Here is a 20456-nt window from a genome sequence, read left to right as displayed (position 1 = left end):
TGTGAACGTCATGCCGCGCGGGGGCGAGAGGTGGGGCGCAGGGGGATCGGGCGCGCGGCCGGGGTGCCCGGCGCCGGTTCCACCGGCGCACGCACGATGCGGTTGCGGCCGTCCTTCTTGGCCGCATAGAGCGCCGTGTCCGCCGCCTTGAGCGCGGCGCGCGGATCGCTGGTGGCGAAGACATCGGCAAGGCCGGCGGAGAAGGTGACCTTGCCGAAGGGCACATCCGTGGCGCGGTTGACCATGCGGCGCTCAGCCAGGTGTTCGCGCGCGCTGTCGAGCAGGGCAAAGGCCTGGTCCATGGTCCGGCCGCGCAGCAGGACCACGAATTCCTCGCCGCCGTGGCGGGCCACATGGCAGCGATCGTCGGAAATCTCGCCAAGGACAGCGGCGACGACCTTGAGCACCCGGTCGCCGGCCTCGTGGCCGTGGGTGTCGTTGATCCGCTTGAACCGGTCGATGTCGGCGAAGGCGAGGCACAGCGGCTCGCCGGCGGCGCGCGCGGCGACAACCTCGCGCTCGAACCGGGATTCGAACGAACGGCGGTTGGGCAGGCCGGTGAGGTGATCGATCTCGGCGGCGCGGCGGGCATCCTCGAGGCTGCGGTGTAGCGCGCGGGTCTGCTTTTCCGAACGGGCGAACTGGCCTTCGATCTCGCGGGTGCGCTCAAGCATGGCGCGGGTGATCGCGACGAGATCGCTCAGCACGGCTCCGGCCTGGGGACCCTGCTGAAGCTCGGCGACCTGGCTGCCCAGCGCGGTGCGATAGGCGCTGGTGGCGCGGCCGGCTTCCTGGGTGGTGCGGGTGAAGACGTCGACGGTGTCTTCCAGGCGGTCGGTCAGGCGGGTGAGGGATTGGAGCTCGTCGGCCGGGCCGTGGTGCCCGCGCATTTCGGCCAGCCATTCGAAGGTGACGGGCTCGCCCGCTGCGCGGCGGTGGGCAATCGCGCCCGACAGGCGCGGATCGTTGCCCGACACGCAATCGAGCGCCACGCACAAGGTGGTGTGCGAGAGGTGCAGGTGGTTCTCGGCGAGGAAATCGCCCAGCGCCGCGACCTGGGCGCGCAAGGCCGCGGCCGAGGCCGGCGCCTCGGCGGACGGCGGCGTTTCTGCGGGGGGAGCCGTCGGACCGGCGAACAGCGCGGCGAGGCGCTGGAGCAGGGGCCGGGGCGCGGCGGGAAGGTTTGCGCTGTCCATGGATGCACGAACGGCCGGGACGGCGGGATTTTAAGGTTAAGGCGGGGCCAGGGATGACGCGGGGCTGTGCGGCCGCGCCGTCGCCGCCGCTTCAGCAGACCGAGCGCTGGACCTTGCCGACCGTGCCGTCGGCCTCGGCGAGGAAGGTGGTGTGTTCGCGGCGCAGGTATTCGACCCGGGCCGGGGGCAGGTGGAACTGGAAGGCGAGGCCGGCCTTCTCGCCATCGCACCAGCGCACGGTGCCTTGCAGCGAATCGCCGGATTCAAGGCGGACCAGCACCGGGGTGCCGGTGGCCAGGGTCGCGCCGCCCGTGGTCAGGCAGCAGCCTTCGGAATTGATGTTGACCAGGGTCACGCCGCTTTCCGCGCCATCGGGCGCGGCCATGCGGGCGTGCAGCGTGACTTTCAACCGTTCGGACCTGTGCACCCACTTCTGCTCCGGCACCGCGACCTCCTTTTTCCCGCCGCCAGGTATATCGCCGGATGGTAAATGCCTTGCTAATCGATTGCCCTGATTTGGGGCGGTGGCGCAGGCTCAGCAGGTGTTGGAGGTGGCCGCCGGCGAGGGGTTGTAGAGCTGGCTGAGATCACGGTCGTCGCGCACGTACATGGCGGCGGCGCGGTAGATCGTGGGCGAGGTGGTGCTGCCGATCGTGAAGAAGATCGGCTTGTACCTGTAGTAGACCTCGACGAACATGATCGCCGAGGCCGGATCGGCGGTGACCACGGTGCCGGTCGGCCCCATGCCGGCGAAGCTGGTGCCCGAGCTGCCGGTCCCTTGCGTGCCGTATTTCGAGCTGCCGATGGTGCTGAGACCGCGGCAGCGCTGCCAGTGGATCCACTGGCCGCCGCCGGAATTCTGTTCGAGGCTGGACAGGATGACCCGGCCGTTCGTGTAGATCTGCAGGCCCGGGTAGACGAGATCGACCTGGGCGAAGGCATCGTTCACGTCGTATTCGCGCATCATCGCGCCGTTGGTGCCGGTGGCCTGCTTGGCGCGGCTGGCGTTGTCGGCCACCTGGATCGCCACCTGGCTGACCCGGGTGTAGACCAGCGCCATGTTGGCCAGCTCGATCGTGCCGAGGCCCACGGTCATCAGCAGCGGCGCGACCATGGCGAATTCGACGGCAGAGATCGCCGCGCGGTCGGCGACGAGCCGGCGGGCCGTGCGGCGCAGGCGGGCGATCACGGGCAGACCCGCGTGGTCGACCAGCCCGGCTGGCTGGCGAAGGGCTGGTTGCGGAGCATGGTGGTGGCCTTGATCGACGTGGTGGGCGAGAGGCCGATGGCGCTGCCGCCCGGGATGATGCTCGCATAGGAGACTGTGGCGGTATATTCGACCACGTCGTTGGCGCCGCCGATGCCGGAACGGCCGCCATCGGCATCCCAGGTATTGTTGCCATTGGCATCCTGGAAGCATTCGGTGGTGTCGCGCACCCCGTTGCCGTTGGTGTCGGTGAAGTCTTCCGGGCGGCCCACGGTCTGGAAGGCCTGGTAGTTCTCGCGCACGAAGGTGACCGTGGCATTGGGCAGGATCGCCTGGACCCGGTCGCGCACGAAGGTGTCGATCGCGGTCTGGCTGGCCTGGGCGGTTTGCAGGCTGGAATTGCGCCCGGCCTGCTGCATCGCCCCTTCCAGCACGGCGCGCATATAGACGTTGAGGCCGAATTCGATCGAGCCAAGCAGGAGCATGGCCACCACCGGAATGATGATCGCGAACTCGACCAGCGCCGCGCCGCGCGCGTCGGCGGCGAGGCGGCGCAGGGCGCGGGCGGCGCGCGCGGTCATGTCTTGAGCCTCAGGTTGGCGATTCGGCTGGCGATGTCGCGGAAGGTGGTCTGCAAGGCCGAGGTGCTGGTGGCCGCCATCGCCGAGCCGCCATTGCCGGCGCAGGAGGTCATCTCGGTGGTCACGGCCTGGCCGAAGCCGATCACCCAGACCGTGTAGCCCATGTCCTTGGCGCGCTGGCAGGCGGCGAGATAGCGGGCGTTGTGATAGGGCTTGAGCGCCGTGTCGCAGGCCGAACCGGTCGTGGTCGGGGCGGTCATCACCCGGTTGTCGAGGTATTCGATGCCGTAGGCGCTGTAGAAGGCTTCGCAGTAGGGCGACATCTCGCCATCGGTGAGGAAGATGATGTGGCGGCTGATCGAGGTCACGCTGCCCGAGTTGACATTGGCCGACATGATCCCGTTGGGATTGGCCAGGCGCGCCCCCCAGATCATGCCGATGTCATGATAGGTCCCGCCCCAGGGGGTGAGCGTGCCGAGATAGGTTTCGATCCAGGTGGGCACCGTGGTGGGCGCCGAGGTGTCGACCGTGGTGAACTTCTGCGCGCTGGGCACGCAATATTCGGTGATCGTGCCCAGATCGAGGAAGGAATCGAGGTTGCCGCTCTGCCCGCGATCGTATTCCAGATCGGGGAAATAGGGCTTCCAGCGCGTGGCCTCGGAGCTGGGGGCGCTGGCCACGTCAAGGTCGGTCGCGCCGGCCACGATGGCGGCGGGATCGATCAGCGAATTGACCGTGGAGCGTTCCTCCATGCAGCCGTCCCAGGTGGCGGTGGTGGTGGTGATCCCGGTGGTCCCGGTCATCGCGCCCAGTTCGACCAGATCGTAGGTGCCGGTGGTCGGCACCGTGGCATTTGGCAGGATGGCACTGGCGATGGTGACCGCGGCGCGGTTCCGGATGGTCGAGGTGTCGATCGTTTCGGGCTGGTAGCGGATGGTCGAAAGGGTATAGGCGCGGGTCGCGGTGGAGCCGGTGATGGTCGAGGTGGTCTTGTTGCGAACGCAGACCGACTGGTTCTTCTTCGTGGCCGCCGTCCAGGAATTGGGCGTGTAGCTGGTATCGCTGACATTGCTCGGCGGGGTGCCGCTCTGCTGCGGGTTCTGGCCGGTCTGGTCGGGATACTTGTTGTAGGAATAGAGGTAGCACTCGTCCTGGGTGAGACCCTTCATCGTATCGGTATTGGTCGAGGCGCCGGTCTTGGTGCCCTTCCAGATCGGCCGGTCGAATACGCCGACCCGGCTCTGGTAGGTGGCCGTGCTGGCGATATAGGACGAAGGAATGTCGGCAGGGCTGCTGGCGAGCAGGTTGGTCATGTTGACCGTGCCGGCATAGGGCACGAAGCCGAAGCGCACGCGGGTGGTCCCGCCCGAGGGGATGGCGGCGGCGATCGTGTAGTAGAACGAGCGGATCGCGCTCTTCAGCCCCTCGATCTTGGACGTGCTGCCCGAGCTACAGTTGGTGCCATCGGTCTGGCAGGCCATCGAGCCGGTGGTATCGAGCACCATCATCACGTCGATGTTGGAAACCTGGAACTCGGCGCTGCAATTGGCGGTGAGGGTGAAGGTGTTGGTCCCGAAGATCTTCATGATCGTGGTCGGCACGGTGGTGGTGGCCACGCCGGCGATCACCCCGGTGGAGGGATTGGTCAGGGTCAGGCTCGTGCCGGTCGCATTGGCCGCGGCGCCCTGGTAGTTGATGGCGAACATCTTCTGGGCCTTGGCCTGCTCGGTCGTCCCCCAGGCGCCCGACTTGGCCTGGGCGCGGCGGCCGGCGAGAACGCCGGCGTCGCAGGCGTTCTGGAGGCTGGTCTGGGCCATGTAGGCGCGGCTCATGTCGACCCCGCCGCCCACCAGGATGAGGATCGGCGGCAAGGCGGCAGCCACCAGGGCGAGCACGTTGCCGGCGGTGTTGCGGCGCAGGCGGCCAAGGAAGCTGCCGGCGCGGCAGGCCAGGTGGGCCAGGGAGCGTCTGGCAAATGAGCGGCGGGCGCGGTTAACCATTGGCAAGGCAGTCGGCTGTGGATCCGGGCCGGATGGTAGGGCGCGAGGGGTTAAGGAAGGGTTTGAATCGGTTGTCGCGCGGATTACGGCGCGGGCGCCCCCTCGGGAACAACGTCGATCTCCACCGCGCGGTCGGGCGCGAGGTACTGGCGGGCCAAGGCCTGGACGTCGGCGGCGGTAAGCGCGGCGAGGCGGGCGCGGGACTGGAGCTGGCGCTCGATCCGGTCGGGGCGGGTCTGGGCGCGGCCCACCAGGGCAAGCCACGAGCGGTTGCTCTTCAGGGCATTGGCGAAGGCATCGAGCATGGGTTCGCGGGCGCGCTGGAGCAGGTCATCGCTGACCGGTCGGGCGCGCAAGGCCTCCACCGTCTCGCGGATCGCGGCGCGGGTGACGGCGAGGTCGGCCAGGTTGACCGAGGCGGCCACCGCGAAGGTGCCATAGCCGCGCCAGACGCGGCTGGTCTCGCTGTCGGCGGCGGGCGAATAGGCCTTGCCCAGCTTTTCGCGCAAGGTTTCGACCAGGGTGATCCGCGCGACCTTTTCAAGCAATTCCAGCGTCATCGCCGCGACCGGATCCTCGCCGTCGCGGGTGGGCCAGGTGAGGCGCACGATCGCCTGGTCGGCCGGGCCGGTGTGGCGCACGATCCGCACTAACCGGTCCTGGGTGAAGGGGCGCTGGCGCTGCTCGGGATAGGGGCGGAATTCGGCCTCGCGCGGGGGCAGCGCGCCGAAGGTGCGGGCGACCAGGGCGATCGCCTCGTCTTCGGCAACATCGCCGACCACCCCGATCTCGATGGCGCCATGGGCGAGCCGATCGGCCACGGCCTCCTTGAGCCGGGCGAAGTCGAGCGCGCGATAGGCCTCGGCCGGCTGGAAGGAGAAGCGCGGGTCCTCGTCGGACAAAAGGCCGCCCAGCGAGGAGCCAAGCGCGCTGGCCGGCGTGGCGAAGCGCTGGGCGAAGAAGGTGTTGACGTTCTGGCGATAGATCACCTCGCCTTCCGCCCGGTAGCCGGGATCGGTGACATAGGCCGCCATGAGCTGGAGCTGGAGGGCCAGGTCGGCCGGGGTGGTCTGGGTGATCGCGGTGAAGGATTCCGGACCGGACTGGAGATCGAGTCCGACCGTGCGCCCGGCGAGGATCGACTGGAGCTGGTCCTGGCTGTGCCGGCCAAGGCCGCCGGCGGCAAAGGCGCTCATCATCTCGGTGGCCAGCGGATTGTCGCGGGTGGCCAGCATATCGCCGCCATCGAGGTCGAGCTGGACCAGCACCCGGTCCTGTTCGAGGCCGGTCTGCCTGAGGTTGAGGCGCACGCCATTGGCAAAGCGGATCTCGCGGATGCCCAGCGCTGCTTCGCGCCGATCGGCGACGACCGTGCCGGCGGGGCCGAAATCGGCATAGGCGAAGGTTGCGGGCGCGCGCGCGTCGGTGCGGGGCAGCGGGCCGCGCATCGCCTCGTCCCAGGCCGCGCGGATCGCCTCGGCCCCGCCCTCGGGCGCGCGGCGGCCGGCGAAGCGCAGCAGCGGCCGGTCGAGCGGCACGGCCTCGCGCCGCAGCGCGGCCAGCACGGCCCCGGGGGTGATCGCGGGGATGAAGGCCTCGAGCCGGGCGAGCGAGCTTTCGGGGGTGGCCGGAACCTGGTCGTCGCGCACCAGGGCAAGGGCGGCGTTGACGAGCGCCGCGTTGGAACGGGTGGCCGCGGCCCGGGCGCCATTGCGGTGGGCGGTGCGGACGATGGCCACCTGTTCGGCGACTTCCGCGGTGCTGAACCCGTGGGCAAGGGCGCGGCGGTATTCGCGGGCGGCGGCCAGCAGGCCCGTGCGCCAGCCGCCGTCGATCGTGTCGATCTCGAGGCTGGTGGTGCGCCCGGCGCGGAACACCTCGCCGGTGGAGAGCGAGGCGGCGCGGAACGGCGCTTGCGGCTGCCGCGCGAGGCGCTGGAAACGCCGGCCGAGGATGTCGTAGCCGATCTGGCGCAGAAGGTTCTCGCGGCGACGGGCGGCCGTATCGGGCCGGTCCTCGTAAGGCCCGTGGCGCGAGGCGGTGATGCGTTCCGACAGGGCGGGATCAACGAGGATTCCGGTGCGGCCCCGGTCGTCGAAGCGGACCGGCCCGGCCGAAGGCTGGGGCGGGGAGGGCGCGGCCTGCCAGTCGGCGAAGTGCTGGCGGATCGCAGCCTCGGCAAGATCGGCGGGCAGGTCGCCGATGACCACCACGGTGGTTTTCGCCGGCACATAGGTGCGGCGCCAGAAGGCGCGCAAGGCTTCGGCCGTGGCTGCGTTCAGGGTCTCGGTCGTGCCGATCGGCAGCCGCTCGGCATAGCGGGCGCCGGGGTTGAGAAAGCGCATCTCGTCGATCGCCGCCCGCAAGGCGAAGGTGTTGCGGTCGCGCATTTCGGACAGGACCACGCCACGTTCGCGCCCGACCGCCGCGGGGGCCATGGTCAGTTCGCTCGCGGTCTCGCGCATGAGCATCATCGCGGTGTCGAGCAGGGCGGGATCGGCGCGCGGCAGGTCGAGGGTGTAGAGGGTGTAGTGGAAATTGGTCTGGGCATTGGTGTCGGCCCCGAAGGCCAGGCCCTGGCGTTCGAGCAGGCGGACCATTTCGCCCTCGGGCACCCGGGTCGATCCGTTGAAGGCCATGTGCTCGACGAAATGGGCATAGCCGCGCTCGGCCTCGGTCTCGTCGAGCGAGCCGGCCGCGATCTCCATGCGAACCAGCACTGTGCCGCGCGGGGTGGCATTGGACCGGACGATGAATCGCAGGCCATTGGCGAGCTGGCCAGTGCGAAAGGCGGGATCAATCGCAATGTCGCTCCGCTCCATCGCCCAGACCGGGCGCGGGGCGACGACGCTGGAAGCGGACGAAGGCGGGGCGACCTGCTGCGCGCAGGCGGCCAGCGCCAGCGCGAGCAGGAGAATCAGGCGGCGGACCATCGCGCCGAGCCTAGGGACGCCAGCGCGGGGGGCAAGGGGCGTCCGCCGGCGGTTCAGGCCAGGAAGTCCCCCTGGTTCAGCCCCACCAGCACCCCGGCGATGCCGAAGCCCACGATATCGGCCAGCCCGTCCCTGTTCATGTCGGCGACTTCGCGGTGGTAGGTGTTGTCGTTGGTCCAGCCCTGGTTGGCGCCGAAGTTGGCAACGTCCAGGCCAGCCTCGCTGAAGGTGCCGTCGCCCTTGCCGAAGGCGATGAGGGTGCCGGCCTGGCCGAAGCCGACGATGTCGGCCACATGGTCGCCGTTGACGTCGGTGACCAGGCGGCTGAAGCTGTCGTTGCTGGCCCAGCCCTGGCTCGCGCCGAAATTGGCGAGGACCAGATTGGCGCTGGCGAAAGTGCCGTCGCCGTTGGAGAGGGCGACGAGCGTTCCGGCGATGCCGAAGCCGACCAGGTCGGCCCTGCCGTCGCCGTTCACGTCGGCCAGCGCGCGGTGGAACGAATTGTCGCTGGTCCAGCCCTGGTTGACCCCGAAGTTGGCGATGCCGGTCTTGACCGCCTGGAATGTGCCGTCGCCATTGCCGAGGCTGACGAGGGTTCCGGCAAAGCCGAAGCCGACGAGGTCGGCCTTGCCGTCGCCGTTGACGTCACCGACGAAGCGGGCGAAGCCGTTCTGGCTGGCCCAACCTTGGTTGGACCCGAAGTTGGCGACGCCAGTGAAGGGATTGTCGAAGGTCCCGTCGGCCTTGGCGAGGGACACCAGGGTTCCGGCGATGCCGAACCCAACGATGTCGGCGCGGCCGTCGCCATTCACGTCGGCGAGCTCCCGGTGGAAGCTGTTGTCGCTCGACCAGCCGGCGGTCTGGCCGAAGTTGGCGACGACCACGGCGGCGTTCGAGTAGCTGCCATTGGGTGAGCCGAACGAGACCAGCACGCCCGAAAAGCCGAAGCCGACGATGTCGGCATAACCGTCGCCGTTCACGTCGGCGAGGTGGCGCGGGTTCTGGTCCTGGCTGGCCCAGCCGTTGGCCGGGTTGAAATTGGCCACCACCGCCGCCCCGGGATGGGTGAAGGTGAAGGAGAACAGGCCGTCGGCGAACTGGAACTGCTCGACGCGTTGCAAGGTATCGATGCCTTCGCTTGTCGTGCTGATCATCAGGACATGGCTGGTAGTGTTGCGCCCGAATGTCACGCTGCCCCGGGTTACTCCGAAAACGGCCACATCGGCGCCCGTCCCGCCGTCAAGGGTATCGTTAGCACTTCCGCCGACGAGGGTGTCGGCCCCGCCGCAACCGCGAAGATAGTCGATGCCACTGCGGCCATCGAGCAGGTTTGCGGCATTGTTGCCGAACACCTGATTTGGCAGATCGCTGCCCGTGAGGTTGATGGGCGTGGTCGTGTTCGGATTGAGGTCAGCCTGGAGCAGTTCGATTTCGGAACCGGCGGGCAAGGCGAAAGTGGTCAAGGCAATGACGACATCATTGCCACCACCGACATCCTCGATCACCGAATCCGCGGAGTTGACAATATAGGTATCGTTTCCAGGGCCTCCCACATATGTTGCAGCGGTCGCCCTGGGTGGGAAAAAGTCGTCTCCGGCCGTGCCGAACACCGGGTTGGAGAACAGGCCGATGAAATCGCCACCGGCCGGCGAGATGCCCCCGGTCAGTTTGAGCCGATAGTCGGCGATGCCGTCACCGGTAGAATCGAGCAGCAAGGCCGGAACGCTCAAATAGGTGCCCAGACGCAGGTCTCCCGCATGGCCGGAAAACGCAGCGGAGCCGATGTAGTACCGCGCACCCCAGATCTGCAGCTTGTCCTCACCGCTGGTGAAGTCCGTCACGGTATCGTTTACGGTGCTGGCGTCGCCCAGCATATCGTCAAGCGAGATGTCAAAGAGATCGGCGCCGGCACCGCCGGTCAGGGTGTCGGTCCCGAGCCCGCCGGTCAGGGTGTCATTGCCGCCATTGCCGATCAGGGTGTCGTTGCCGCCGAGGCCGCTTAGCAGGTTGCTGGCCTCGTTGCCGGTCAGCGTATCGTTGTTCGAGCCGCCGATCGCGTTTTCGATCGTGACTCCGAAGGCAATCGCCAGGTTGCCGGTAAACTGGAATGGCGGCGTACCGGCTGCAATCAGCGAACCCAAGGTGACCTGCACCCAGTGATAAAAGTCCTGGTAGGCAAATTGCTGGCTCACCGGGACATTCACTCCCAGCGCATCGGCCTGATCGGACAGCGTCCAGATTCCAAGGTCGGAATAGGCCCCGGGGCGCAGGTCGATGTTGTTCTTGCGTGTGAAGTTCGACAGGTCGATCGTATCGTTCCCACCAGCATCGTAGATCGTCCGGTAGCCGATTTCGCCCTGCTGGAATTGATAGGTCGTATCGCCCGTGCGGGTGGCCGCATCCGCGCCGTAGATGGATTGCACGGCGATGATGTCGGCCACCATCGGTGTGAGCGCGGTCACGATCGACGGGTTGGCGCCATAGCTCGAGCCATTGAACCACAGCGTGTAATACTGCGATTTCTGCGTATAGGACATGACCGTGTAATTGGTCTGGTCATAGGTGGTCGGCAGGGTGCTGGTGCCGTCGAACGGATGCTTGAGTCCCAGAGCGTGGCCGATCTCGTGGATCAGGGCCTCGTAGCCTTGGGAGCCAGGCGCAACGATGCCGCCGCTGAGCCCGATGTTGATCCAGATGTCGCCGGCCTTGGTGCCGGGAGCCTGGTAGGCGTGGCCGAGTTCATTCGCGCCGAAATTCGAACTGAAGGCGACGCGCAATTCGCCGCGCGAGGTCGCATTGTCCGCCACTTCGGTAAAGTTGGGTGCGATCAGCTCGTCCCACGCCTGAATAGCCTGTCGGAAATAGGCCGCCTGCTGGCTCGTGAAGGTCTGGTAGCCAATGCTGGGCTCGGTCCCCGCCGCATATTCAGGCCAGATCGAACCTGGGCCGGGTATCGAAAATGTGAACTGGCCCGACGTCAGCGCCCCGCCCGGTGTCACCAACGCATTGTTCACGGTCGTGAATGACAAGGGAAACACGGCCATTGCTGATTTCCTTCCCCATCCTGGGCCGAGTCACGTGCTCAGCCCCCAATTCAGCGGTCCATGTCGCGATGCGCCGATGTGCACGTTGTTTCTCGTGCGTTCCGGTGGTGTCAAGCGCGAGCGACGTGTCGGCGGGGGTAGTCCCTTCATCGCACGGCGCCGGTCAGAGCAGGAAATCGCCCTGGTTCAGCCCGACCAGCACCCCGGCGATGCCGAAGCCGACCACGTCGGCCAGGCCATCGTGGTTCATGTCGGCGACTTCGCGGTGGAAGGTGTTGTCGCTGGTCCAGCCCTGGCCCGAGCCGAAGTTGGCAAGATCCTGGCCGGCGTCGGTGAAGGTGCCGTCGCCATTGCCGAAGGCGACGAGGGTGCCGGTCGGGCCGAAGCCGACGATGTCGGCGATATGATCGCCGTTGACGTCGACGACGAGGCGGTTGGAGGCATCGTTGCTGGTCCAGCCCTGGCCCGCGCCGAAGTTGGCGAGGACCAGATTGGCATTGGCGAAGGTGCCGTCGCCGTTCGAGAGGGCGACCAGGGTGCCGCCCTGGCCGAAGCCGATGAGGTCGGCCTTGCCGTCGCCGTTCACGTCGGCCAGTGCCCGGTGAAAGGCGTTGTCGCTGGTCCAGCCCTGGTTGACGCCGAAGTTGGCGAGGCCGGTGATCACCGGCTTGAAGGTGCCATCGCCATTGCCGAGGCTGACCAGGGTGCCGGCGTAGCCGAAGCCGACCAGATCGGCCTTGCCGTCGCCGTTCACGTCGCCCACCGTGCGGGCAAAGCCGTTCTGGTTGGCCCAGCCCTGGTTGACGCCGAAATCGGCCACCCCGGTGAAGGGGTTGTCGAAGGTGCCGTTGGCCTTGGCAAGCGAGACCAGGGTGCCGGCATAGCCGAAGCCGAGGATGTCGGCCCGCCCGTCGCCGTTGATATCGGCCAGTTCGCGGTGGAAGCCGTTGTCGTTGGCCCAGCCTGCGGTCTGCCCGAAATTGCTGACGACCACGGCGGCGGTGGAGAAGGTCCCCGCCGCCGATCCGAACGAGACCAGCACCCCGGCATAGCCGAAGCCGACGATGTCGGCATAACCATCGCCATTGATGTCGGCCACGTGGCGCGGATACTGGTCCTGGCTGGCCCAGCCGTTCGCCGGGTTGAAATTGGCCACCACCGCAGCGCCGGGATTGGTGAAGGCGAAGGAATAGAGCCCGTCGGAAAAGCGGACCTGTTCCACGCGGACCAGCCGGTCGGTCCCCTCGGTGGTCGTGGCGAGGACGAGGGTATGGGCGGTCTGGTCGTGCGAGACAGTGACCGCGCCGCGGGCATCGGCAACCAGCGCGACGTCATTGCCTGCGCCGCCATCGAGCACGTCGTTGCCGGTGCCGCCGGAAAGGTAGTCGCCCCCGCCCGCGCCCGACAGGGTATCGTTGCCGGCCGAGCCTTCGAGGAAGTCGCGCCCTGCAAGGCCGGTCAGGCTCTCGGCGCTTGCCGTGCCGACGAGATGGACGCCGACGGTCTGCCGGACCACGTCGGACAGGGCGAACGTGCCGTTGACGGTCACGCGGAAGGCGCCGGAGAGGCCGGCCCCGGATACGGCCCAGCTGCCGCCCGCGCCGGTCACCTGGACATCCCACAAGGGCATGGCCGAGGTGTCGAACAGGTCCGTGCCGGTGGCGAAGTCGGCGATCGTGTCGGTCGCGACCGGGGTGGAATCGGTCGCATCGAGGAACACGAAGCGATCGGCCCCGCCATCGCCGCTCAGATAGTCCACCCCCGCGCCGCCGACGAGGGTATCGGCGCCATCGCCGCCAAAGAAGGTATCGTTTCCGCCCAGCCCCGCGAGGTAGTCCGCCCCGGCGAAGCCCTGGATCTGCTCGCCCGCCGCCGTGCCGGTGATCTGGTCGGCCGCGGGGCCGCCCAGCACGTAGACCCGCTCGACATTGGCGATCTGGACGGCGGAGCTGGCGAGCGAGACGATGAACGGGGAATAGTAGGCGGCGGACGTGATCGTGAGCGTGTCGTTGCCGGTGCCGCCATCGATGCTGAAGGCCGGCGCCGAGGTGGCGATCTGGAGCGACAGGCTGTCATCGCCGGTGCCGCCGAGCATGGTCACCGCGCCATAGCCGGGGGCGACCACCGCGCTGATGGTATCATTGCCGTCGCCGCCGTCGAGCGAATCGCCGCCCGAGCCGCCGGTGATGCTGTCAGCCCCCAGCCCGCCCGAGATGATGTCGCGCGCGGCCACGCCGGCGATGATGTCGGCCGCGGCGCTGCCGGTCTGGGTGAGGGTCTCGGTGGTGGCGTTCCAGGACCAGCTGGCGACCTGGGTGCCATCGTTGGACGCGCTGCCGTAGAGATACTGGATGGCCTGGAGATCGAACGTGCCCAGCGTGGACCCGGTCGAGCTGCCGGGGGTGTAGCTCATCACCGTGTGGGCAAAGTCGTTGAGCGAGGGATCGAGGGTGATGGTCCCGTCGAACGGATGCTTGAGGCCGAACGCGTGGCCGACCTCGTGCAGCACCACGTGCAGGTTCGAGGCATCGGCGGAGGACAGGAACACGTCGCTGTCGACCCCGTAGCGGCTGTCGGTGCCGTAATAGGCGAAGCCGGCGAAGCCGGCCTGGCCCAGCAGGGCCATGTCATAGACCCCGAAATTGATGTCGCCCACGCCCTGGGTGACTTCGAACAGGGTAACCCCCGAGGCCGAGGCCCACATATTGAGCGCGGTGCGCGCAACGCCCTGCTCGGCGCTGGTCAGCGGGCGGAACGAGGCCAGTTGCGCGGCCGAATAGGTGTCGGCGAGATAGGCCGGGGGCGTGGCGGCAAACGAATAGGTGTAGAACGCGGCCTTGCCCGGACTCGACGAAATCGAGTCGGAGAGCAGCGCCGTGTAGTCAGTGACAACCGTCATGCGTGTCAGGTCCCCTGGCGGGCCGCAGCCGTCACAGAGGCCCGCAGCCGGAATCTATCGCGCCCTAGATAGCCGGAGAAAATTACCGACCTCTGAATTGGGCCGCAGTGCACCTACAGGCATCCAGTCGTGGGGCAAGCCGTTAGCGTCAGACCAGGAAATCGCTCTGGTTGAGCCCGACCAGGACCCCGGCAATGCCGAAGCCGACGATGTCGGCCAGCCCGTCGCGATTCATGTCGACCACTTCGCGGTGATAGGTCGTGTCGCTGTTCCAGCCCTGGTTCGCGCCGAAATTGGCAATGTCGGTGCTGGCCTTGGTGAAGGTGCCGTCGCCATTGCCGTAGGCCACCAGCGTACCTGCGATGCCGAACCCGACGATGTCGCCGATGTGATCGCCGTTCACGTCAGCGACATGGCGCGCGTAGGTGTCGTTGTTGGTCCAGCCCTGGTTCGTGCCGAAATCGGCCAGCACCATCTGTGCATCGGCGAATGTGCCGTCGGTTTTCGCCAAGGCGACCCAGGTTCCGGCGTTGCCGAAGCCGACGATGTCCGCACGTCCGTCGCCGTTCACGTCGGCCACCGTGCGGTGGGTGAACAGGTCGCTGCCCCAGCCCTGGCCGACGCCGAAGTTGGCGATGGCCGTGTTCACCGGCTGGAACGTGCCGTTGCCATTGCCGAGCGCCACCAGCGTTCCGGCAAAGCCGAAGCCGATGATGTCGGCATAGCCATCGCCATTGACGTCGGCCACCGTGCGGTTGAAGCCGGTCATGTTCGCCCAGCCCTGGTTTTGCCCGAAATCGCCAAGGCCGGTGATGGGGCCGTTGAAGGTACCGTCGGCCTTGGCCAGGCTGACCATGGTGCCGGCATAACCGAACCCGACGATGTCGGCCCGGCCATCCTTGTTCACGTCGACCACCACGCGGTGGAACATATCGTCCGTGGTCCAGCCCGAACTCTGGTTGAAGTTGGTGCCTGCCAGGGTTGCGCTGGAGAAGCCGGTTGCGGACCCGGAGGAAACCAGCACGCCGAGAATGCCAAAGCCGACGATGTCGATATAGCCGTCGCCGTTCACATCCGCGAGATGGCGGGGAAACAGGTTCTGGCTGGCCCAGCCGTTGGCCGGGTTGAAGTCGGCGACGATGGCCGCGCCGGGATTGGCGAAGCTGAACGAATAGAGTCCGTCGTTAAACTGGAACTGCTCGACATGTCGGGTGGTGTCGGTGCCGTTCACCGCATCGGACAGGATGAGCTTGTGGTTGACCGTGTCGCGGGTGACGGTCGAGGTGCTGCGCGCCACGCTGTAATAGGCGATGTCGTTGCCGCCGGCTCCATCGATGGTGTCGTTGCCGTCGATCCCGGAGAAGCCGTTCGCTGCGGAATCGCCGACGAAGGTGTCGGCGAACCGTGTGCCGCCGTAACGCGAGATGGCGTTGTAGACATCGCCCGCCGCATCGCCGGTGCGCGCCGCGGGATTGACGAGGTCGATCGTGACCCCCGAGGCAGCGTTCAGATAGATGACCGCGTCGATCCCGCCCCCGCCGGTCATCGTGTCGGCTCCGGCACCGCCCTCCATCGTGTCCGCGCCCGGTCCGCCGTCCATCACGTCGTTCCCGGCCCCGCCCAGAAAGTAATTGTCCTGGCTGTCGCCGGTCAGGGTATCGGAAAAGCCGGAGCCGATGATTCCTTCGATGCTGTAATAGACATCGCCGGCGGCATCGCCGGTGTTGGCGGCGGGACTGGCCAAGCTGACGATCAGGCCAGAACCAGCGGTCGCGTAGCCGACCATGTCGAGGCCATTGCCGCCGTCGAGCGTATCGGAACCGCTCCCGCCATCGAGCCTGTCGCTTCCGTCACCGCCTTCAAGGTAATCATTGCCGGCGTAGCCAAGGATGGTGTCGTTGCCGGCGAATCCATTCGCCCGGTCGCCCAAGGCAGACAGGGTTATCGAATCGTTCCCCGACATCGCCGCAGAGATCAGCGCGAGTTCATCCGAGTTCGATGCGGTGAGCGCGGCGTTATAGATCGCAACGGCGCTGACCGATATGCCGGAGAGCTGCCACAAGAGCGTGCCGCTTGAGGTGCTGCTTTCGGAAATGCTGGTGATCGTCCCCGCGGTCACCGCTTCATTGACTACCGTAATGCCCTGCCCGCCGAAGGTGAGGAACTGACTGTCGAAGGCGTCAGAGGCGTAGACCCAGAGCGTGGTGCCAGCGCCGCCCTGCGACATGAAATCGAAGTTGGCGGAATACCAGTAGAGGTCCACCTGCGTGTAATCGAACGCGAAGTTCTGATTGACAGTAACCGACGCCATCGTCCGCCTCCAGCCCAAAGCGGTTAAATTGGTTGGCCGAAAGTTAAGCCTGTGAAGAGGCTAAGGGCAAGATAATTAACCGTGGCACACGGTCTGCATCGCTCCGTGGGCGGAGGCACAGGTTCCCCGCGCCGCCAGGACGTCTCAAGCCTGGACGGAAATGTGCTGCGCGCGGCTCCCTGCCGGCGGCATTGCCGGTAGGGAGCGCCTCGGGCGATTACTTGCCGCGCAGCTTGCGGTGCTTGGTGAGGTCGAACACCTCGCTCGGACCGCCGTCGTTTTCCAGCAGGCCGAGGCGGCGGGCCACTTCCTGGTAAGCTTCTTCCTCGCCGCCAAGATCGCGGCGGAAACGGTCCTTGTCGAGCTTCTCACCGGTGATCATGTCCCACAGGCGGCAGCCGTCGGGGCTGATCTCGTCGGCCAGGATCACGCGGCTGTAGTCGCCGTCCCAGATGCGGCCGAACTCGAGCTTGAAATCAACGAGGCGGATGTTGATCGCGGCGAACATCCCGACCATGAAATCGTTCACCCGGATCGCCATGGAGGAGATGTCCTGCATCTCCTCGTTGGAGGCCCAGCCGAAGCAGGCGATGTGTTCCTCGGCGACCATCGGATCGCCCAGCGCATCGTCCTTGTAGTAGTATTCGATCAGGGTGTGGGGCAGCGGTTCGCCCTCGGGAATGCCGAGGCGCTTGGAGATCGAGCCGGCGGCCACGTTGCGGATCACCACCTCGATCGGGATGATCTCCACCTGGCGCACCAGCTGTTCGCGCATATTGAGGCGGCGGATGAAATGGGTGGGGATGCCGATGTGCGAAAGGCGAGTGAACACATATTCGCTGATGCGGTTGTTGATCACGCCCTTGCCGTTGATCGTGCCCTTCTTCTGGGCATTGAACGCGGTGGCATCGTCCTTGAAGTACTGGATCAGCGTGCCCGGTTCGGGGCCTTCATAGAGGATCTTGGCCTTGCCTTCGTAGATCTGGCGGCGACGGGACACGGGCAATTCCTTCAGGCGGGGGCGCGGGAGAGCCGGCCCTGAAACAGCAAGCCCCGGCTGGATGCGCGGGCCGGGTGGCAACCACGCGGCGCGCCGGGGCCATCGCGAAGGAGCGCCCATATCGCCGCGCGGCCCGAAATGCAATTGGCAGGCGGCCGGGCTTGCCGGCGAACCATGGGCGGGCAGGGCCGAGGTCAGCCGGCCCGGGCGGCCTCGTCGATAGCCTTGACCACTTCGGCGCGGATCGCCTGCCAGACCGCGCGTTCCCCGGCGCGATCGGCCGGGATGGTTTCGATGATGAGATCGGCGGCTTCCTCGACCATGCCGCTGACCCAGGCCACCGGCACGCCCAGGGTGGCCTGGTGGTGAGGCAGTGAGCTGACCAGCATGATTGCGATCATGGTCGGCTCGGCCAGCCAGCGCATCAGGCAGAACAGGCTCTGCTCGACCATCTGCCCTTCGAGCGCGCCAACCGCGCCCAGCCCCAGCCGATCGAAGGCCTCGCGCCCTTCGGGAAAACGCGCGTAGAATCGCTCCATCACCGGGCCGGTCAGGTCGCCGATCACCTCGGCCGCGCGCTCGAGAGCGGCCTCCATCAAGGCTTCGCGTTCGGCCAGGGACAGGGTCTGCGGCGCGGCAAGGCTGGTCATCGGGCGCTCTCAATCATGCTTTCACAATGTATGTTAACATGGCGAGGCCGCGCGGAATTGACTTTCGTCAATCGCGGGCTGCGATTTCGGGGCGGCGGTGCCGCGCTTGCATGGCCATCGGCCGGGCGCGCCATGTCGGCCCCACGGCCGAAATCAGGGCCGACAGCAGGGCCGAAAGCGAAGTTTCAGCAATTCTTGCAGGGGCCAGGCTCGGGCGGCAGACCGTCGGTCATGTCCGGCAGCGCCAAGCGATAGCCCATTCCGCGCAGGGTCAGGATGCGATCGGGGCCAAGCTTGGCCCTGAGCCGGTTGCACAGAACTTCGATGGCATTGCTCGTGACATTGCGATCCCCCGGCCACAGCGCTTCCGAGATCTGCTGCTTGGTGAGGAACCCGCCGTTGGCAAGCAGCAGGTTCTGGAGCAGGCGGAACTCGTTGCGGGTAAGGGCAAGGCATTTCCCGGCGCGCCAGGCGCAGCGGGCCTTCATGTCGAATTCGATGTCGCCGAAGGTCATCCGCGACGCCGCCTTGCCGGCATTGCTCCGCACGGCGGCCCTGAGGCGGGCGGCGACTTCCTCGGAATGAACCGGCTTCAGCAGGATGTCGTTGGCCCCGGCGTCAAGCGCCGCGACCCGCTCGCGCCAGTCGTCCCTGGCGGCGAGGACCAGCACGGGCTGGGTGAGCCCGGCGGCACGCAGTTCGGCGACCGTGCCAGCGGTGCAGGGCGCTTCGCGGCCCTGATCGATCAGGATCGCCTGGGTGCTGGCACGCAGCGGGCTGGCCGGAATTTCCGCGGCCGTGCCCACCGCAGCCAGCATGAACCCGGCCAGCCTGAGGCGATGGGCCAGCCGGTCGAAGATGCCGCCGCCCTGATCGATCACCATCAGCAACATGGCGCCTCGATCCCCGCGACCATCAGCCTCGCGGCGCCCTTGCCGCCGTTCTCCCGTTCCCGGCTCACCCGCGCGTTCCCCCGCGCAAGCGGCGCCTTGTCGTGCGCCGGTTCTCGGCAGCGCCGATGCGATTGCCGGTCAGGGCCGTGACCGCCGCGATCGTCCGTGCCCGCGAACCGGGCGAGGACTATTGGCTTGCGTGAATCTGACAAAATTCGATGTCCGGGATGGCCAATTTTTAGTCAGGTCGCATGGTTGGCTTTGTGAAATCAAGACTTAAACTGACAATGTAAGGTTGATGTAAGGATTAACTTGAGGCTAACTCTCCATTAATGTGGCTCAACTGATAATACGTTTTCAGAGATATTTAAGCATTAACTCGAATGATTCCGTGCATCGGAAAGTATTGATTGGTGGGACTGTGCCAACACGAAAACCAGCTCCGGCGATGCGGGCATTGGCCTCTCCTGTCCGTCGCTTGCTGCATCGCCTTGCCGCCAGCCGCGCGGGCAACGTGCTCGTGGTGGCGGCGTTCAGCCTGCCGCTGGTGATCGGCGCGGTCGGTCTGGCCATCGACGTTGCCGGCTGGCAGCAGTCCAGGCGGGCTCTGCAGGGCGCTGCCGACAGTGCGGTCTATTCCGCCGCGGTTGCCTCGGCCGCGGGCGCCTCGGCCGACCGGGCGCGGGAGGAGGCCAGGGCCGTGCTGTCCACCTATGGCCTGGTCAATGGCGCCAATGGGGTGACGATCACGGTCAGCAATCCCCCCACGATCGGGAACTACACCGCCAACAGCAATGCCTGGGAGGTCAAGGTTGGCAAGGCCCAGGACCTGCGCTTTGCCAGCCTGTTCCTGAGCGCCGCGCCCACGGTGTCTGTGCGGGCCGTGGCCAAGGCGGGATCGGGCGGCAGCGGCTGCATCCTGGCTTTGAGCACGACCGCGGCGAAGGCGGTCAACGTGACCAACAACGGCCAGATCGCCAATCCCAATTGCGTGGTCTATTCCAATTCCGCCGATACCAAGGCGCTCTCCTGTTCCGACAACTGCTCGATCAAGGCTTCCACTTCGGTCGTCGGCGGCATCTCGACCTACAGCAATGCCGCCATGACCGGCGCGTTCAACCGCACCGGCCAGGCGCCGATCGCCGATCCCTATGCCGCGGTCGATCCCGGTGCGGCCGGAGGGTGCACCCAGACTTCGGCCGTCACGACGGCGACCACGCTCAACCCGGGCCACTATTGCGGCGGCTTCAACGTCAGCGGATCCAAGACGCTGACCCTCAATCCCGGCATCTATTTCGTCGATTCCAAGTTCTACTTCACCAACGGGGCCAAGCTCGATGCCACCAGCGGGGTCACCATCGTCATCAACGGCTCGTACTGCATCGGGCTTGGCGATTGCGCGGTGGGCAACGGGGTGGGCAACAACGCCACGATCAACATCACCGCGCCGACCTCAGGTCCGACGGCGGGCATCGCGATGATGGGGCCGCGGACCGGCGCCGATGGCAAGAACCAGGAGTTCACCAACAACTCCTACCTCAATGTCCAGGGCGCGCTCTACTTCCCCAGCCAGAAGCTTCACTTCAACGACAATTCGAACATGAACAGCGCGCTGTGCACCCAGCTCATCGGCTCCACGGTGCAGATCGACAACAACGCCAACATGAGCCCGAACTGCACCGGCACCGGGGTTACCCCCATCGGCAGCGGCGGCAGCGGCTCAACCGGTATGCTGGAGTGAT

General features: G+C 66.8%; 13 protein-coding genes. 1 reads left to right on the top strand and 12 read right to left on the bottom strand.

The window, feature by feature from the left end:
* Positions 1 to 8: 8 nt before the first annotated feature.
* From ACFOD9_RS03975 to ACFOD9_RS03920, 12 genes are all read right to left on the bottom strand, one after another.
* Positions 9 to 1196 carry a GGDEF domain-containing protein gene (locus ACFOD9_RS03975; RefSeq protein ID WP_379508791.1) on the bottom strand — a complete coding sequence of 396 codons (1188 nt, stop codon included), beginning with the start codon at positions 1194 to 1196 and terminating at the stop codon, positions 9 to 11.
* Positions 1197 to 1287: 91 nt separating this feature from the next.
* Complete coding sequence (locus ACFOD9_RS03970; protein ID WP_379508790.1) at positions 1288 to 1641, bottom strand: PilZ domain-containing protein; 354 nt, start codon at positions 1639 to 1641, stop codon at positions 1288 to 1290.
* Positions 1642 to 1731: 90 nt separating this feature from the next.
* On the bottom strand, positions 1732 to 2385 hold the full coding sequence (locus ACFOD9_RS03965) for a TadE/TadG family type IV pilus assembly protein (protein ID WP_379508789.1): 654 nt from the start codon (positions 2383 to 2385) through the stop codon (positions 1732 to 1734).
* Positions 2382 to 2984: a TadE/TadG family type IV pilus assembly protein gene (locus tag ACFOD9_RS03960; protein ID WP_379508788.1), complete on the bottom strand. Its 603-nt coding sequence runs from the start codon at positions 2982 to 2984 to the stop codon at positions 2382 to 2384. The genes ACFOD9_RS03965 and ACFOD9_RS03960 overlap by 4 nt, the downstream gene beginning before the upstream one ends.
* Positions 2981 to 4984: a TadE/TadG family type IV pilus assembly protein gene (locus ACFOD9_RS03955; protein WP_379508787.1), complete on the bottom strand. Its 2004-nt coding sequence runs from the start codon at positions 4982 to 4984 to the stop codon at positions 2981 to 2983. The genes ACFOD9_RS03960 and ACFOD9_RS03955 overlap by 4 nt, the downstream gene beginning before the upstream one ends.
* A gap of 83 nt (positions 4985 to 5067) precedes the next feature.
* Positions 5068 to 7917 carry a M16 family metallopeptidase gene (locus ACFOD9_RS03950; RefSeq protein WP_379508786.1) on the bottom strand — a complete coding sequence of 950 codons (2850 nt, stop codon included), beginning with the start codon at positions 7915 to 7917 and terminating at the stop codon, positions 5068 to 5070.
* Between the two features lie 53 nt (positions 7918 to 7970).
* Positions 7971 to 10961 carry an FG-GAP-like repeat-containing protein gene (locus ACFOD9_RS03945; protein ID WP_379508785.1) on the bottom strand — a complete coding sequence of 997 codons (2991 nt, stop codon included), beginning with the start codon at positions 10959 to 10961 and terminating at the stop codon, positions 7971 to 7973.
* Between the two features lie 163 nt (positions 10962 to 11124).
* Positions 11125 to 13860, bottom strand: coding sequence for an FG-GAP-like repeat-containing protein (locus ACFOD9_RS03940; protein WP_379508784.1), 2736 nt, complete (start codon positions 13858 to 13860; stop codon positions 11125 to 11127).
* Positions 13861 to 14008: 148 nt separating this feature from the next.
* Entirely contained in the window at positions 14009 to 16171 is a 2163-nt protein-coding gene (locus ACFOD9_RS03935) for a calcium-binding protein (RefSeq protein ID WP_379508783.1), read from the bottom strand.
* A gap of 217 nt (positions 16172 to 16388) precedes the next feature.
* On the bottom strand, positions 16389 to 17171 hold the full coding sequence (purC, locus tag ACFOD9_RS03930; RefSeq protein ID WP_379508782.1) for a phosphoribosylaminoimidazolesuccinocarboxamide synthase: 783 nt from the start codon (positions 17169 to 17171) through the stop codon (positions 16389 to 16391).
* Between the two features lie 194 nt (positions 17172 to 17365).
* On the bottom strand, positions 17366 to 17821 hold the full coding sequence (locus tag ACFOD9_RS03925; protein ID WP_379508781.1) for a hypothetical protein: 456 nt from the start codon (positions 17819 to 17821) through the stop codon (positions 17366 to 17368).
* A 185-nt stretch (positions 17822 to 18006) separates the two neighbouring features.
* A complete protein-coding gene (locus ACFOD9_RS03920) occupies positions 18007 to 18714 on the bottom strand; it encodes a winged helix-turn-helix domain-containing protein (RefSeq protein ID WP_379508780.1) in 708 nt (235 codons plus the stop codon).
* 478 nt (positions 18715 to 19192) lie between these two features.
* On the opposite strand from ACFOD9_RS03920, the gene ACFOD9_RS03915 reads away from it, so the two are divergent.
* Complete coding sequence (locus ACFOD9_RS03915; RefSeq protein WP_379508779.1) at positions 19193 to 20455, top strand: pilus assembly protein TadG-related protein; 1263 nt, start codon at positions 19193 to 19195, stop codon at positions 20453 to 20455.
* Position 20456: the final 1 nt, after the last annotated feature.

The sequence above is a fragment of the Novosphingobium bradum genome (assembly GCF_042646485.1).
Classification (GTDB): domain Bacteria; phylum Pseudomonadota; class Alphaproteobacteria; order Sphingomonadales; family Sphingomonadaceae; genus Novosphingobium; species Novosphingobium bradum.
This window is presented reverse-complemented; position numbering and strand designations above follow the sequence as displayed.